Source organism: Bacteroides acidifaciens (assembly GCF_903181435.1).
In the GTDB taxonomy this organism is placed as follows: Bacteria; Bacteroidota; Bacteroidia; order Bacteroidales; family Bacteroidaceae; genus Bacteroides.
Map to the genome: position 1 here is coordinate 414,017 of NZ_CAEUHO010000004.1, position 15,931 is coordinate 429,947.

Annotated in this window: 11 protein-coding genes and 2 pseudogenes; 6 read left to right on the top strand and 7 right to left on the bottom strand. The window is 42.2% G+C overall.

Annotation, left to right across the window (positions count from 1 at the left end):
• Positions 1 to 55: 55 nt before the first annotated feature.
• Positions 56 to 700: pseudogene (locus CLIN57ABFB40_RS13745) on the top strand (FecR family protein); the annotation flags it as partial.
• A 130-nt stretch (positions 701 to 830) separates the two neighbouring features.
• Here CLIN57ABFB40_RS13745 and CLIN57ABFB40_RS13750 read toward each other — a convergent pair.
• From CLIN57ABFB40_RS13750 to CLIN57ABFB40_RS13765, 4 genes are all read right to left on the bottom strand, one after another.
• Positions 831 to 2,222, bottom strand: coding sequence for an IS4 family transposase (locus CLIN57ABFB40_RS13750; protein ID WP_262886940.1), 1,392 nt, complete (start codon positions 2,220 to 2,222; stop codon positions 831 to 833).
• 142 nt (positions 2,223 to 2,364) lie between these two features.
• Positions 2,365 to 2,802 carry a hypothetical protein gene (locus CLIN57ABFB40_RS13755; protein ID WP_175630619.1) on the bottom strand — a complete coding sequence of 146 codons (438 nt, stop codon included), beginning with the start codon at positions 2,800 to 2,802 and terminating at the stop codon, positions 2,365 to 2,367.
• Between the two features lie 7 nt (positions 2,803 to 2,809).
• The gene (locus CLIN57ABFB40_RS13760) at positions 2,810 to 4,426 is read right to left on the bottom strand and encodes a S8 family peptidase (RefSeq protein ID WP_175630620.1); all 1,617 of its coding nucleotides are present in this window, start codon (positions 4,424 to 4,426) and stop codon (positions 2,810 to 2,812) included.
• Positions 4,427 to 4,606: 180 nt separating this feature from the next.
• On the bottom strand, positions 4,607 to 5,608 hold the full coding sequence (locus tag CLIN57ABFB40_RS13765; protein ID WP_254871800.1) for a transposase: 1,002 nt from the start codon (positions 5,606 to 5,608) through the stop codon (positions 4,607 to 4,609).
• Here CLIN57ABFB40_RS13765 and CLIN57ABFB40_RS13770 point away from each other — a divergent pair.
• The gene (locus CLIN57ABFB40_RS13770) at positions 5,583 to 6,806 is read left to right on the top strand and encodes a transposase (RefSeq protein ID WP_175630621.1); all 1,224 of its coding nucleotides are present in this window, start codon (positions 5,583 to 5,585) and stop codon (positions 6,804 to 6,806) included. The genes CLIN57ABFB40_RS13765 and CLIN57ABFB40_RS13770 overlap by 26 nt on opposite strands.
• 291 nt (positions 6,807 to 7,097) lie before the next feature.
• Here CLIN57ABFB40_RS13770 and CLIN57ABFB40_RS13775 read toward each other — a convergent pair.
• From CLIN57ABFB40_RS13775 to CLIN57ABFB40_RS13785, 3 genes and pseudogenes are all read right to left on the bottom strand, one after another.
• Positions 7,098 to 7,505: pseudogene (locus CLIN57ABFB40_RS13775) on the bottom strand (BfmA/BtgA family mobilization protein); the annotation flags it as partial.
• 154 nt (positions 7,506 to 7,659) lie between these two features.
• Positions 7,660 to 8,079 carry an rRNA maturation RNase YbeY gene (ybeY, locus tag CLIN57ABFB40_RS13780; RefSeq protein ID WP_135037950.1) on the bottom strand — a complete coding sequence of 140 codons (420 nt, stop codon included), beginning with the start codon at positions 8,077 to 8,079 and terminating at the stop codon, positions 7,660 to 7,662.
• Between the two features lie 16 nt (positions 8,080 to 8,095).
• Positions 8,096 to 9,328, bottom strand: coding sequence for a nucleoside recognition domain-containing protein (locus CLIN57ABFB40_RS13785; RefSeq protein WP_175630622.1), 1,233 nt, complete (start codon positions 9,326 to 9,328; stop codon positions 8,096 to 8,098).
• Between the two features lie 345 nt (positions 9,329 to 9,673).
• Between CLIN57ABFB40_RS13785 and ruvB the strand changes: the two genes are divergently transcribed.
• From ruvB to CLIN57ABFB40_RS13805, 4 genes are all read left to right on the top strand, one after another.
• Positions 9,674 to 10,705 carry a Holliday junction branch migration DNA helicase RuvB gene (gene ruvB, locus CLIN57ABFB40_RS13790; protein WP_004298040.1) on the top strand — a complete coding sequence of 344 codons (1,032 nt, stop codon included), beginning with the start codon at positions 9,674 to 9,676 and terminating at the stop codon, positions 10,703 to 10,705.
• A 108-nt stretch (positions 10,706 to 10,813) separates the two neighbouring features.
• Positions 10,814 to 12,310: a polysaccharide biosynthesis C-terminal domain-containing protein gene (locus CLIN57ABFB40_RS13795; protein ID WP_175630623.1), complete on the top strand. Its 1,497-nt coding sequence runs from the start codon at positions 10,814 to 10,816 to the stop codon at positions 12,308 to 12,310.
• Between the two features lie 2 nt (positions 12,311 to 12,312).
• The gene (locus CLIN57ABFB40_RS13800) at positions 12,313 to 13,668 is read left to right on the top strand and encodes a TIGR00341 family protein (RefSeq protein WP_175630624.1); all 1,356 of its coding nucleotides are present in this window, start codon (positions 12,313 to 12,315) and stop codon (positions 13,666 to 13,668) included.
• A gap of 19 nt (positions 13,669 to 13,687) precedes the next feature.
• Positions 13,688 to 15,829, top strand: a complete 2,142-nt coding sequence (locus tag CLIN57ABFB40_RS13805) for a S46 family peptidase (protein WP_175630625.1) — start codon at positions 13,688 to 13,690, stop codon at positions 15,827 to 15,829.
• Positions 15,830 to 15,931: the final 102 nt, after the last annotated feature.

Sequence of the window (15,931 nt, forward strand, 5' to 3'; positions counted from 1 at the left end):
ATTCATTTGGCAAAGAAGAAAAATATGAAGACATTAGAATATAACTCCAAACGCCGAACTGGTTATACCGCGTGGGGGTGAAAACACCGTAATCCTCGCAGATGGAACTACGGTTCATTTGAATGCCGGTTCCAAACTGACTTATCCGGTACGTTTTGCCGGTAAACGCAGAATTGTACGTTTGGAAGGCGAAGCCTATTTTGATGTTGTAGCGGATGAGGAACATCCGTTTGTGGTGCAAATTCATCTTGGAGAAATAACCGTGCTTGGGACTGCATTCAATGTAAATGCTTATGCCGATGCCCCTGTCTGCTATACGACTCTGGTACATGGAAAAGTGAAATTCTCCACATTAAATGCGGAAACGATTACCCTTTCACCGGGTGAACAGGCTGTTGTATTTGCCAATAGTTCAACGAAACGCGAGGTGGATTTGGAAGAATATGTTGGTTGGGTAGATGGTATGTACATCTTTAATGACCGTCCCCTGGGCGATATTATGAAGACATTCGAACGCTGGTATGACATACAGGTTTATTACGAAACTCCGAACCTGCGCGACATTACCTATAGTGGCAGCTTGAAGCGTCACGGAACAATAAACTCCTTCCTGGATGCACTAGAACTGACGGGCGACCTGACTTACAAAATCAGTGGGCGGAGCATATTGATATATGACAAAGCGGATGAACAGGCATAAAAGGATAGAATATTAGAATAATTAGAATATTAGGTACACAAAAGTTTAATTATTAATTTAACGTCAGTTCGATATAAGCCTGTATTTTTCGATTCTCCTCCTTCCCGAAGCTACCCTTTATACACAAGTCTTAGCTGATTAACTCATACAATTCAAACTGTGTATAAAATCTATCCAGTCCATTCTTAAAGGTTATATATCCTGGAATGGACTGGCTCTTGTATGCACTCCATGCTCCTAACCTTGCAATAATCCATGCCGCCCATGCCATTGATTCTTTTTTATATGGATTTTGCTGTATTTTTGTATTTCCCTCACTCTTTTTTCCTACTATATGTAATAATTCTATTTCTTTGCTTGTAAAGTAGATTTCTGAAGAGAGGTTTTCATCTTCTTTATCAAAAGAAAGTTTGAGTACCATCACCTGCAGGGCTGCCTGCAAGGAAATTAAGATTAGTTTTTGTAATGCCGAAACTGTTTCCAACTGTGCGTCCTCAATCATGAATCCCTTTCTTTTGAGTACTCTGAACAACTCTTCAATCAGCCATCTACAACGATACCAACCGATACATTCAATTGCTTGTTCTACAGTCTCCACCACATGTGTAGTTAGCAGTCTCCATTCAATAGGACTCTCATTTATCGGTGTACTGGAAGATTTTTCTTTAACATGTATGCAATAAAGACTAACAGGGGGACTGCCCTTTGCCGGACCGTTAACAGGAGCGCACAAAGTGACTCTTTCAAAGCGAAGTTCCATACACGCTATCCGTTTCTTACGTCCGCTTCCCGGGAGCACTTCAAAGCTATACTCTGCCCGTAGAACAGCCTGATCCATTAATGTATTCAGATGGACAGAACAGTCTGGATTATCCAACCGGCAATTCCTTTCATGAACAGAACGGATCAGCAAGTGAACATTATCAGCAGGGATACGGCTGAAAAGCTCGAAAATGTCCGCTTCACGGTCACCGATAATCGTTTTAACTGCATCCCGGGGCATTTGCTCACTGGCAGCCATGCCACTTTCTATCCAACGATATGACTCTTTTTCTTCTATAGGCTGATATCTGTAATTACGTTCTTCACGACTTAAAGCATCCGGTGAGCGATTCCACTGCTTGACCGAAGAAAAGCCTATAGGAATATGGCTGGAGGCATCCACTACCAAGACTGGATGCAAAAAAGTACCACATTGCTTTTGACCGACAATGCCGGGACTGACTGTTTTTTTCTTCATTCGCTCAACATGAGCCTCATAGTTTATCTCCGAGGTATCTTGAATACACAGTAAATGCTTACGACCGGAAGCATTCTTACAGCAAGTTTGTATCAGACCTGATAAGATAGCATCAGAACTGACTGAGGAATTGTTCAAAAATCTATAAGCACCCATCTTTTCTTTATGTTCCTTACTAAATTGATTCACTATAGCACTTTGATGGACAACCATCTGAGAGCAAATTAAGTTTAAACGTCGCAAAAGCCGAGGATCACGAATTTGATCTGTCTCTAATAACATCAAGCAAAGATAAAAAAATAATATATACTTGTGTATAAAGGGTAGCTTCCCGAAGGAGGGGAAGCTATGCGGGCGAGCTTATATCGAACTGACGTTATTTAGGTTCTGTTAGAATTTTTATTAAAATAAAAAAACGTTCTCTTTATCTATCAATAGCATTGTCATAAACAACAGATGCTACAACATCATTGTTCTTTCTTTTAGCTATTAGATAGGCCAAACTCCATATTTGGTATTGTGTAGTTATGTTATTCTTTATATTGATTGATAATTCGTAAGGGGTAGTATCCACATTCCATTGTACGTTGAAATCTTCTATACCTGTAGGTGAAGCCCCTTGAATATACGCTAAATCATATTTATTAAAATCAATTTTAGAAAGCTCATCTGTATATCCTTTGAATCTATTATCGAACTCTGACGAACTCCTTATGACGATCATGCTGTCTGAAGGAATATCGATTCTAATATTTTGAGGCAAATTATAACGAGTCAGCATTTTAATATCATTGTCGGAACAAGAAAGGCATAAAAGCATGCTGCATATAAATAATAAAAAATTATAAAGTGTTGTTTTCATAATATACTCAGTTTAATGTTTGTTGAGCGGCTTGTACTGCTGCAGCTGCATCTACAAGTCCATATCCCATATATTTATTCCAAGATCCATTAAGTCTATTGCTAACTATAGAATAGTTATAATTCCCAATCTTTCTTGCTGTACTTTCTATGATGTTGTTAACTTCAATATTTGTTAGTTCAGGGTTAACTGAAAGAATTAAAGCTGCAATAGCAGCAACATGTGGACAAGCAGCAGATGTTCCTGTAAAATAATCAAAGGTATATGACCCTTTTGGGGTGTTTGTCAAAGTTAATACATTTACCCCTGGTGCTACAACGTCTATTTCATCACCATAACAACTAAAAGATGCTAATTGTCCATTTGAATCTGTAGCTCCAACAACTAATATGTATGGATTATGATTTGCTGGATAAAGAACATCCTTTATGGATGAGTCACTATTTCCAGACGAAAAAACTAAAACAGTTCCTTTATTATTCCTTCCCCATGGACCATAAAAATCTATTGCCTCTTCTATTTCTGAACTTATTAAACTATTACTACCCCAAGAACAACTAACAACGTCATCAGATGTTAATGCTACATATAAGTCAGATGCTAAATTTTGTGAAGTATTAGGTCTTAAAACTAAAGGATCTGAATAGCTGTGTACATGGACATTGGGGCAAATCCCCGTTATTCCTATACTGTTATTTATTTTTGCAGCTATTATTCCTGCACAGTTTGTTCCATGAGAGCCATAAAGACCGTTGACAAACCAATGTTCTCCATCAACAGAAGCATCAAATGCAGGAACAACCAAAGAAGAATTTAAATCTGGGTGTGAAAATGCTACACCTTGATCTATTAGACCAATATTTACATTTTCCCCCTTGGTTACTGTGCTTGCTGCAGGCCAATTAATTGAATAATTTCCGTGTAGATTCCACTGTTGATTATAATAGGGATCATTAGGAACTTGGAAAGAAGTGATAGACATAGACAAATCATCCATAAAATCGGGCTCTACATAAGCAAATAAATTAGTTTTATATAATAAGTCGCATATTTCAAGCGCATTACCCATAGAATAATCATTACAAGAAACAGTATACCATAATGGCATAAATTCATTTTGAGAATAAAATGAAAGCTTATATTTTTCCATTTGGCTCTCAAGAATACTTACATCATCTATTTCTTTTAATCTTATATGTATTAAATTGCTTATACCAAAAGTATTGCCGTTTTTTAAAGAAATAAAAAAAGGACTTTTATAACAAATATCAGTGGTTGACCTACTATTTTTTATAGAATCATAACCTTTAATAATTTGCCATTTCTGCTTATTCGTTTTGGATAATTTGCTTTTAGTACGGCTTGACGATAAGTTTGAATAGATACCTTCATTTATAACATTTGCAGATGAATAAGCATTTGTGTCATTGTAAACAACAAAAAAATTAGTACTATCAGGTATTAAATAATGTTTTTCACCTTTATACCAAAAGAAAAAAGATTTAGAAGAATCTTCTATAGGAAGGGGTGTGGACTCTTCCTCAGTATTACACGAAAGTGTAATGTCATTTTTGCTACAACTAGCAAAAGTTGCTAACAATAGTAGAAAGAACAGTTTTTTCATAATATGTAAAATTTATTTTAATTAGAATTGACTTGAAATATGCAACATAAACTCAGATACGTAATAATCTGAGTTTATGTTACGTCAAATGTAATAAAAAAATATAATATATGAGCTTTTTTATTCAAATTATAATTCTGTATTTACTTTTATTAATAGTTCGTTCAAAATTAGCCAATCCTAAGCGGATCTGGCAGTAAATAAAATGAGTTCTTTGAAAAGTTTGTCAATAACTTGTGGGTCTGGGTTAATCCCAAACACGCAAATAAATCGTTCAAGCATATAAGCATTGTGTATGAATGACTTGCAATTGGATATTGAATATGTTATTCCGAGCCTCTTACATGCCGCTTTTGCCAAGTTGCCAGTAGCGAGTGATGCATTGAAGTGAAAATCCAACTTTCTGAAGTCTGTAGACTGACAGTTGATGATTCCAGTATGCTGCTTGCCATCTCTGAAACAAAATTCGAGTTGGAACCTGGTTCTGTAATAATCCAGGACTTCGCGTCCATCCATCGAATCGTCTGTAGAGAAGTAAAGCTGCCACTTGTCTGATCTTCCATCCATGGGGTACCAGACGGATAAGGAAACGTACCTTTTGAGAGCTTTTGCATATACCCTCAATCCGTATAGCTTTCCCTTATTCACTTCGTATTCCTTGCATCGGGTAAGAACCAGATTGGCAAAGTCAATCCTACCGTCAAACCACTTAGGATGTCCTCGTTTTCCTGTTTTCTTTTCCAATGTCGGATAGTATAGGATTACATCATTCCTGAAGCGGCTGATAACATGGAAGTTATTCTCACACATAGGCGTAATGAAGGCTTCCTTGGAGAAGAATGCGTCTGCAACCACCGTTTCGGATATGCTCTGTATCTTGTCTTTTCTACTGACAAGATAGCTGCTATACCAATCAACGAGGTTTTTGCCTATATTATCCAAGGTCTTACAATCTGGCGTCTGAATGGAGCCTAGAGTCATGCATTCATGATGGTCGATGTCAATGACTCCAATGCCCATGATTTCCAATCCACGCTTATAATCCCCGGCACAACCTGACCAGAAGTAACCAATCCAAGGTGTCTTATGACCGGACTTGGGGATATAGGAAGGGTCAATGGCGATGGCTTTTCTTTTACCTATGAGATGCTTGCTGATGATAGAACCGTTGAACGCCCGCATCGACTGGCGAATGCTTCTTACCAAAATCACCCTTCGCTTCCATGCCATTCTCCAGAAACATCAGGTGGATACCAACGAGCATGACACTTGTGCCATCCTTGATGATACAACCTTTCAGAAAAGTGGCATTCGAATCGAAGGAGTCAGCAAGGTGTTCGACCATGTCACACATAATTTCATTTATGGAATGAAATGCCTGACACTGGCTCTCTCTGACGGGAAAAGCTGCTATCCCATAGACTTCTCCCTTCATCGTGAAAAAGGAAAGAAGAAGGATTACGGCTTGACCTTAAAACAGCGGAAGGAGCAGTTCAAAGAAAAGCGGAACGCAAAAAATCCGGACTATGCACGCAAGGCGGAATGTGATGAGAGCAAGCTCGAAATGGCCAGACGCATGCTTTGTCATGCCGTGGGGCATGGTATCAACTTCAAGTATGTGCTTGCTGACAGTTGGTTTACATGCGAATCGCTCATACAGGCAGTCCGCGAGCTATGCGGTGGTTCAGTGCACTATATTGGTTTGGCCAAGATGAACCCCAAGTTGCGTTATCAGACAAGCAAGTCCAAACGTCCCCAAAACATCCATGAACTGATTGTAAGGTATGAACGCACAGCTTCATGCTATTGCCGAAAGTACAAGTGCAAATACATTCAGCTTCATGCAAAACTGGGCGAACAGCCCATACGCATCTTCATCATCAAATACGGGCGAAGTACCCATTGGAAAGTGTTGCTTACTACAGATACCTCCATGAACTTCGTCAGAGCCTTTGAACTTTACGAAAGACGCTGGGGCATAGAGGTCATATTCAAGGAATGCCGTGGTTATCTTGGACTGGGGAAATGTCAGAGTCGGAACTACAACGCTCAGATTGCAGACACCACCTTGTGTTTCATGATGTATCAGATGCTCTCCTTGGCCAAACGCTTTTCAGAATATGAAACCCTGGGAGCACTATTCCGTTCCGAGCGTGACCGGCTGCAAGTGCTCACCCTGTGGAGCAGGACTTTGGAAGAAGTCAGGCATCTGTTGGAAGTTTTGTCGCGTGAAGCAGGAGTGGATCTGTTGACATGCCTATCAACTGTAGCCGCACGGCAAACGGCAGACTTCTCCACAAAGGTCTGGGCACATTTCTATGCGATTCGGACGATTATGCCATGCCCGATTTGGACTAAACATTTTTTAGGCGTGCGTTAAATCGTTCGGAAAACATTTGATTTTTAGACCACCCACTGAAGGGAACTATTACTCAAATAGCTGATATGAAGGGGTGGGAAACTTCAGTAATTTACTAAAAAACTAACGAATTATGCAATATTTTTTCTGTTTATTATCAGCAGGTTAGCTTCTTTTTCCAGCATATTTTTCATGCTTAACCATTCGTTTTTGACAACATTTCAATGATCTCTTTAGCGTTTTCGAACCAGCTTTTGACGGTTCTATTGTTTGACTTTTAAAATCTCGGTAAAAATTTACTGAAGTATTGTTTATTTTTCCTATTGTTTTCTGTTCATCACGTACCCGGAGGAGTTCCCGGTGTGCTTTTTCTTCAGTTGCCTAGGCAATAAGTTCCGGAGCCGGAAGCTGTTTTGCGGTCCGTTCCCTGACTGCTTGTAGTAGTTGGCGAATGGCTTCTGTTCCCTCATTATTTGTCTGCATGGTAGCTTTTACTTCATTCAATTCTCCGATGATCTTTTCCAAAGGAGAGTAATCAAGTGCATTACTCTTCAGGTTGAACCCTGTGCGCTCAAAGTATTCCAAGGCGAGTGAAACGAAATCTTTACGCAATATCCCGTTTTCCCGGCAGTATATTTCAAGCTGCCGAGAGGTCTCTCCGCTTATCGAAATGGTTGTTTTCTCCGGTTTGCTTTTGGGCTGTATGTTTGAACTTGACAGCCATCTTATAAACTTATATCGAATTCACATTAATTTAGTGTTAATATTAGCATTACGTTGCTAATGAAATCGCCCCGTCGTAGTGGTTACGATGGGGCGATTTTTCAGTATGCTCGGCATGGTATATCCGAATGAACCATCAGCGGAATATGGCTTATGACTGTCGTATCGCCAATGCCTTATTCTCCGCAGCTTCCATAATCTCCCGCTCTCCGGGACCTTTATCGTTGATGCCGCACAAGTGGAGAATTCCGTGAATAATGACACGATGTAGCTCATCGTCATAGGATGCGCCGAATTGTTCCGCATTGGTGCGTATCGTATCCAGACTGATGAATAAGTCACCCGACAGGCGGTCGCCTTCACAATAATCGAAAGTAATAATGTCCGTGTAGTAGTCGTGTTGCAGATACTGACGGTTTACCTCCAGAATCTTTTCGTCGGAGCAGAAGATATAAGCGATTTCACCGAGTCTTTTCCCGTAAGAAGCAGCTACCGCCTTTATCCATTCCGTAGTCTCGCGTTTCTTGATATCAGGCATTTTTACGCCTTCTGTTTGATAAGTTACAGCCATAATTGAATGTTATGATTTAAAAGAAAAATAAATAACTGATTAAGATGGCGGCTATGATACCTGAGAAGTCTGCTATCAGACCGCAAGTCACCGCATTACGAGTTTTGGTAATCCCTACACTGCCGAAATAAACCGCCAGAATGTAGAATGTGGTGTCCGAAGCCCCGCGAACGATACAACTCATACGCCCCACAAACGAATCCGGTCCCAGTTCTTTCATCGTATCGATCATCAATCCGTTCGCACCGCTACCGCTAAGCGATTTCATCAATGCAGTAGGCAGTGCACCTACAAAGCTCGTGTCGACTCCGCATAAGCCTACTATATAGCCGATGCCTCCCACCAGAAAATCCATTGCTCCCGAAGTGCGGAACACTGCAATTCCTACAAGGAAGGCAACCAGATAAGGGATGATGCGTACAGCTGTCGTAAATCCCTCTTTGGCTCCTTCTACAAACGAATCGTATACATTGATTTTCTTTCTGACTCCCGTCAGGATAAACAGGATGATGACACTGAACAGCAGAATATTCGCTATTAATGTAGAATAAGTACCCATGTCCTCTCGCGAAACGCTTAGGAACAGATAAATCAAGCCGGAAAAGAAAAGGCAGATAACGCCCATTAAAAGGAGAATAGGCTTATTGATTAAGTTTATCTTTTGAGCGATGCTGACTGCTATGACTCCTACTAAAGTGGAAATGAAAGTACTTAGCAGGATAGGGATAAATACATCTGTAGGCTGTGCAGCCCCCATTTGTGCGCGATATACCATGATACTGATCGGAATGATGATAAGGCCGGATGTATTAATCACCAAAAACATAATCATCGGATTGGAAGCCGTGTCCTTTTTCGGGTTCAGTTCTTGCAGCTCTTTCATCGCTTTCAGCCCCAGTGGGGTAGCTGCATTGTCGAGGCCAAGCATATTGGCAGACATATTCATGAAGATGGACCCTAACACCGGGTGCCCTTTAGGAATGTCCGGAAACAGCCGGCAAAGCACCGGACTAAGAAAGCGAGCCAGCGCATTAATCAATCCGCTATTTTCTCCGATTTTCATGATGCCCAGCCAAAGAGCCAGTACGCCTGTAAGCCCCAGGGATATCTCGAAAGCTGTTTTTGAAGAATCAAATGTAGCGTTCATGATAGCCGTAAATATCTCCGTATCTCCCAGGAAAATTACTTTTATAAGGGCGATAATAAAGGCGACGACAAAGAATCCTATCCAGATGTAATTTAAAACCATAGTTGATAGCGTGTGTATAGATGGTGCAAAAGTAGTTATTACGTTTCAAATAAACTAAATAACGGAATAAAAGGTTGTGTCCTGATATGCCATAGTTCAGTGTTTCGTTTCATAGATTGTGCCACTTCATTGGCACAGTCTTGCCAATGAAGTGGCACGGTGATGCCAATATAGATGCACAACTGTGCCAATGTATGGTACAAAGTCCGGCAAGCAATCTCTTAAATCTTTATAAATAGCCCTACGGTCATTGCCATTCGGATGCCGATTGGAGTTTTTCTTCGTCTTTCTTATATCGAAAATAAATGTATTTCTCTATCTTTGTCTCCTACTTTCAAGAAATAAATGGAACAGGAAGATTTTAACATACGCGAACATCAGCTGACTTCAAAGGAACGGGATTTTGAGAACGCACTCCGCCCGTTGAGCTTTGAAGACTTCAGCGGACAGGACAAGGTGGTGGAGAACCTTCGCATTTTTGTGAAGGCGGCACGCTTGCGTGGCGAGGCGCTCGACCATGTGCTGTTGCATGGCCCTCCCGGCTTGGGAAAAACAACCCTTTCAAATATCATTGCCAATGAATTGGGCGTCGGCTTTAAAGTCACTTCCGGTCCGGTGCTTGATAAACCGGGTGACCTGGCAGGTGTGCTGACCAGTCTCGAACCTAACGACGTACTGTTTATTGATGAAATCCATCGTTTGTCGCCAGTAGTGGAAGAGTATCTTTACTCTGCCATGGAAGATTACCGCATTGATATTATGATTGATAAGGGACCTTCGGCACGTAGCATTCAGATTGATTTGAATCCTTTTACGCTGGTGGGTGCCACTACGCGTAGCGGTCTGCTGACAGCCCCGCTTCGTGCACGTTTTGGTATAAACCTGCATTTGGAGTATTATGACGATGATATTTTGAGCAATATAATCCGCCGTTCTGCATCCATTCTGGATGTACCCTGCTCGGTACGTGCAGCGTCGGAGATTGCATCCCGCAGTCGTGGGACGCCCCGTATTGCCAATGCTTTGCTTCGCCGTGTGCGTGATTTTGCTCAGGTGAAAGGTTCGGGTTCTATCGATACGGAAATCGCCCAGTTTGCGTTGGAAGCATTGAATATTGACAAATATGGCTTGGACGAGATAGACAACAAGATACTTTGTACCATTATAGACAAGTTTAAAGGCGGTCCTGTCGGTATAACGACCATTGCTACCGCTTTGGGAGAAGATGCGGGAACCATCGAGGAAGTTTACGAACCTTTCCTGATCAAAGAAGGATTCATGAAGCGCACTCCTCGTGGTCGTGAGGTGACAGAACTTGCCTATAAGCATTTGGGGCGTAGCCTTTATAACAGTCAGAAGACACTGTTTAACGACTAACATAAAGTAGTAGTATCTCATTAGGGAATTACCTAAAAGTCAATAGTCGGTAGTATTCTGACTTTTCGACGTTAATCATTAATCACTAAACCGTTAATCATTATCTACATGGCTGGACTAAAAACATTAGCAAAAGATACTGCAATTTACGGGCTGAGTAGCATTGTCGGACGATTCCTTAACTATATGCTGGTGCCGTTGTACACGGCTGTTTTGCCGGCTTCCACAGGTGGGTATGGGGTCGTATCGAATGTTTATGCATTCACAGCCTTGATGCTCGTACTGCTAACGTTCGGTATGGAAACCGGATTCTTCCGTTTTGCCAATAAATCGGGAGAAGAACCGATGAAAGTATATGCCAACTCTTTGCTTTCGGTAGGTGGGGTATCGTTGATTTTCGTTCTTCTCTGCCTGTTGTTCCTACAGCCCATCTCCAATCTGCTGGACTATGGCAATCATCCGGAATTTATAGCGATGATGGCTGTTGTGGTGGCTTTAGACTCTTTTCAGTGCATTCCGTTCGCTTATCTACGCTATAAAAAACGACCGATAAAGTTTGCGGCTATCAAGCTGCTTTCCATTGTTGGCGGAATCGGGCTGAACCTGTTTTTCTTACTGTTATGCCCCTGGCTGAATATACATTATCCGGAAACTGTCTCATGGTTCTATGACCCCGATTATCTGATAGGTTATATCTTTATCAGTAACTTGATAGTCTCTGTTGTCCAGATGTTCTTCTTTATCCCTGAGCTGAGAGGTTTTGCCTACAAACTGGATAGGGCATTGCTGAAACGAATGGTTGTCTATTCTTTCCCGGTACTTATTTTGGGTTTGGTCGGTATTCTGAACCAGACGGTGGATAAGATGATTTATCCGTTCCTTTTCGAAAACCGGCAGGAAGGATTGGTGCAACTGGGTATTTATGCAGCTACCAGTAAAATAGCTATGGTGATGGCTATGTTTACACAAGCCTTCCGCTATGCTTACGAACCGTTTGTATTTGGCAAGGATCGTGAAGGGGACAACCGGAAAATGTATGCGGCGGCGATGAAATATTTCCTCATATTCTCGTTACTGGCTTTCCTTGCTGTGATGTTCTATCTCGATTTGCTGCGCTATCTGGTGGCAAGAGGATATTGGGAAGGGCTGGGAGTAGTGGCTATCGTGATGCTTGCGGAAATCTGTAAAGGTATCTATTTCAATCTCTCTTTCTGGTATAAACTGACGGACGAAACACGATGGGGAGCTTATTTCTCTCTGATAGGTTGTGCCATTATCGTAGTGATGAATATTCTGTTGGTTCCTACTTACGGCTATATTGCTTCTGCCTGGGCTTCCGTAGCCGGATATGGCTCCATCATGCTGTTATCTTACTGGATGGGACAGAAGAAATATCCGATTCAATATGACCTGAAAAGTATCGGGCTTTATGTGCTGTTTGCAGCGGTACTTTATGTGATTGGAGAACAAGTGCCAATCTCCAATCTTGTACTCCGGCTTGCTTTCCGTACCGTACTCTTGTTGTTGTTTGTAAGCTATATTATCAAGCGGGACTTGCCTTTGAGCCAGATTCCTGTTATTAACCGATTTATAAAGAAGAAATAATCATGAAGACAGATGAACGTAATAAATTTGCCATCAGGTCCTTTCTGAACGAATATCTGGACTTGAAAAAAGACAAGGATAACGAACTGGTAACAGTCGATTCTATCCGCAAAGGAGTAGAGTTCAAAGGAGCTAACTTATGGATTCTTATCTTTGCCATTTTTATGGCATCACTCGGTCTGAATGTAAATTCTACCGCCGTTATCATCGGTGCCATGTTGATCTCTCCGTTGATGGGACCTATCATGGGAGTAGGATTATCAGTCGGGCTGAATGACTTCGAATTGATGAAACGCTCTTTGAAGAGTTTCCTTATTACGACCGCTTTCAGTGTGACGACAGCGACTATTTTCTTCCTTCTTGCGCCTATTGCCGGTTCACAGTCCGAGTTGCTGGCACGCACATCGCCTACTATTTATGACGTATTCATCGCATTATTCGGTGGTTTGGCAGGCGTAGTAGCCCTTTCTACCAAAGAAAAAGGAAACGTGATTCCGGGCGTCGCCATTGCTACCGCATTGATGCCTCCGCTCTGTACGGCAGGATACGGATTGGCGTCCGGTAATCTGATTTATTTCTTAGGAGCCTTCTATCTCTATTTCATCAATTCTGTATTTATCAGTCTGGCTACCTTCCTTGGTGTTCGCGTGATGCATTTCCAGCGGAAAGAGTTTGTGGATAAAACCCGTGAGAAGACAGTGCGTAAATATATCATTCTGATTGTGGTTCTGACGATGTGCCCGGCTGTCTATCTGACGTATGGCATCATTAAGGGCACCTTCTACGAGGCGGCTGCCAACCGGTTTATTTCTGAACAGTTAGGATTTGAAAATACACAGGTACTTGACAAAAAGATCAGTTATGAACACAAGGAACTCCGTGTTGTGCTGATTGGGTCTGAAGTGCCGGATGCTTCTATCTCCATAGCCCGTAGTAAACTAAAAGAGTATAAACTTGAAGATACGAAACTGATAGTATTGCAAGGCATGAATAATGAAGCGGTAGATGTCTCTTCTATTCGTGCCATGGTAATGGAAGACTTCTATAAGAACAGCGAACAGCGGCTTCAGGAGCAGAAAGTGAAAATATCCCAACTGGAGACAACGCTTGAACAATATAGGACGTATGACGCACTGAGCCGTACACTAGTGCCCGAATTGAAGGTGCTTTACCCTTCTGTCACTACGCTCTCCATCGCTCATTCCCTTGAAGTACGGGTGGATTCGATGAAAACGGATACGGTGACATTGGCTGTGATGAAGTTTGCCAGACATCCGTCTGCTACCGAGAAAGCCAAGATTAGCGAGTGGCTGAAAGCCCGTGTAGGAGCCAAGCAGTTGCGACTGATTACAGAATAATGAACCTAAAAATAATAGCATGAAATTCAGACTGACCGTCATCGTACTCCTTTCTATCTGTCTTTCGAAGGCTTTTGCCGATGAGGGAATGTGGTTGTTGGGAAATCTCAATAAGAACAAACAGACAGAACAAGTGATGAAACAACTTGGCTTGCAGATGCCTGTAAAAAAACTATATAATCCGAAGAAGCCTTGTCTTGCAGATGCTGTAGTGAGCTTCGGCGGCTTTTGTTCGGGGGTGGTTGTTTCCGAAGACGGTTTGGTGTTTACCAACCATCATTGCGGATTCAGCAGCATCCAGCAACATTCTTCGGTGGAACACGATTATCTGAAAGATGGCTTTGTGGCGCGTAGTCTTGAAGAAGAACTGCCGAATCCGGAGTTGTATGTCCGTTTCCTGCTTCGTACGGAAAATGTGACCAAACGGGTATTGTCTGCCGCCAAACATGCTAAAACGGAATCAGAACGCCGGGTAGCTGTCGATTCAGTCATGAATGTAATCGGCATGGAGATTTCGGAAAAGGACTCTACATTGACCGGGATAGTGGATGCCTATTATGCAGGAAATGAATTCTGGCTTTCCGTTTACCGGGATTATAATGATGTCCGCCTGGTATTTGCTCCCCCTTCTTCTGTTGGAAAGTTCGGGTGGGATACTGATAACTGGATGTGGCCACGCCATACGGGCGATTTTAGCGTCTTTCGCATCTATGCCAATAGCAAGAACGGCCCGGCGGATTATTCTCCTGAAAACGTGCCGTACCGCCCCGAATATGTGGCTCCTATCTCTTTGGACGGATATAAGGAAGGTTCGTTCTGCATGACCCTCGGTTATCCGGGAAGCACAGAGCGTTATCTTTCCTCGTATGGCATTGAGGAAATGATGAATGGCATCAATCAGGCTATGATTGATGTGCGTGGGGTAAAACAGGCTATTTGGAAACGGGAAATGGACCATCGTCCGGATATCCGTATCAAATATGCTTCCAAATATGATGAAAGCTCTAATTACTGGAAGAACAGTATCGGAACAAACAAGGCTATCAAGCATCTCAAAGTCTTGGAAAAGAAACGGGCTGCAGAGACTGCGCTCCGTGAATGGATTCAGTCGCACCCCGAAGAACGGGAAAAATTGCTTCGCCTGTTCTCCTCTCTGGAATTGAGTTATAGTAATCGTCGTGAAGCAAATCGTGCCTTGGCTTATTTCGGTGAAGCATTTATCAATGGTCCCGAGCTGGTTCAGCTTGCGCTTGAGATTCTGAACTTCGACTTTGAGGCGGAAGAGAAGCAGGTGGTAAGCCGCATGAAGAAACTGCTGGAGAAATATGATAACCTGGATACGGCTATTGACAAGGAAGTCTTTGCAGCCATGCTGAAAGAGTTTCAGACGAAAGTGGACAAGAAATATCTTCCTGCCATGTATCAGAAGATAGATACGCTTTACAACGGGAATATACAGGCTTATGTCGATTCATTGTACGCAACGTCCCAGATAACTTCACCGAAAGGCTTGAAACGTTTTCTGGAGCGGGATACAACGTATAATTTGTTTGAAGACCCTGCCGTATCCTTAAGTCTCGACCTGATTGTGAAATATTATGAGATGAACCAAAGCATCTCCGAAGCTTCGGAGCAGATAGAACAGGGAGAACGCTTGTTTAATGCAGCTATGCGCCGCATGTATGCCGATCGTAATTTCTACCCTGATGCCAATTCTACCATGCGTCTGAGTTTTGGAACGGTGGATGGTTATTCGCCTTTTGATGGGGCTACCTATGACTATTATACGACCGTGAAAGGTATTTTCGAAAAGGTGAAAGAACACGCTGGGGATATTGACTTTGCTGTCCAACCGGAATTGTTGGACTTGCTTTCTTCCGGTGACTTCGGCAGGTATGCCAATGAACAAGGTGACATGAGTGTCTGCTTTATCTCCAACAATGATATTACGGGCGGAAACTCCGGCAGTGCAATGTTCAACAGCAAGGGAGAATTGCTCGGTCTGGCTTTTGATGGCAACTGGGAAGCTATGAGCAGTGATATTGTTTTTGAACCGGATTTGCAACGGTGCATCGGAGTGGATGTCCGGTATATACTCTTTATTATAGAGAAATACGGAAAGGCGGGAAATCTTGTACAAGAATTGAAAATAGCCCGATAATATAGCTCATGTAGTCTTACATATGCATTTAGCCCAGGGTTCACATGAGATGAGCCCTGGGCTAAACTTTACTAATCCCCGGGCTGAATGGAAGTCATCCCG

Bases quoted from the DNA above. Each gene is read 5' to 3' on its own strand.
- CLIN57ABFB40_RS13750 (WP_262886940.1), bottom strand. From the start codon at position 2,222: ATGTTATTAGAGACAGATCAAATTCGTGATCCTCGGCTTTTGCGACGT.
- CLIN57ABFB40_RS13755 (WP_175630619.1), bottom strand. From the start codon at position 2,802: ATGAAAACAACACTTTATAATTTTTTATTATTTATATGCAGCATGCTT.
- CLIN57ABFB40_RS13760 (WP_175630620.1), bottom strand. From the start codon at position 4,426: ATGAAAAAACTGTTCTTTCTACTATTGTTAGCAACTTTTGCTAGTTGT.
- CLIN57ABFB40_RS13770 (WP_175630621.1), top strand. From the start codon at position 5,583: ATGATAGAACCGTTGAACGCCCGCATCGACTGGCGAATGCTTCTTACC.
- CLIN57ABFB40_RS13765 (WP_254871800.1), bottom strand. From the start codon at position 5,608: ATGCGGGCGTTCAACGGTTCTATCATCAGCAAGCATCTCATAGGTAAA.
- ybeY (WP_135037950.1), bottom strand. From the start codon at position 8,079: ATGGCTGTAACTTATCAAACAGAAGGCGTAAAAATGCCTGATATCAAG.
- CLIN57ABFB40_RS13785 (WP_175630622.1), bottom strand. From the start codon at position 9,328: ATGGTTTTAAATTACATCTGGATAGGATTCTTTGTCGTCGCCTTTATT.
- ruvB (WP_004298040.1), top strand. From the start codon at position 9,674: ATGGAACAGGAAGATTTTAACATACGCGAACATCAGCTGACTTCAAAG.
- CLIN57ABFB40_RS13795 (WP_175630623.1), top strand. From the start codon at position 10,814: ATGGCTGGACTAAAAACATTAGCAAAAGATACTGCAATTTACGGGCTG.
- CLIN57ABFB40_RS13800 (WP_175630624.1), top strand. From the start codon at position 12,313: ATGAAGACAGATGAACGTAATAAATTTGCCATCAGGTCCTTTCTGAAC.
- CLIN57ABFB40_RS13805 (WP_175630625.1), top strand. From the start codon at position 13,688: ATGAAATTCAGACTGACCGTCATCGTACTCCTTTCTATCTGTCTTTCG.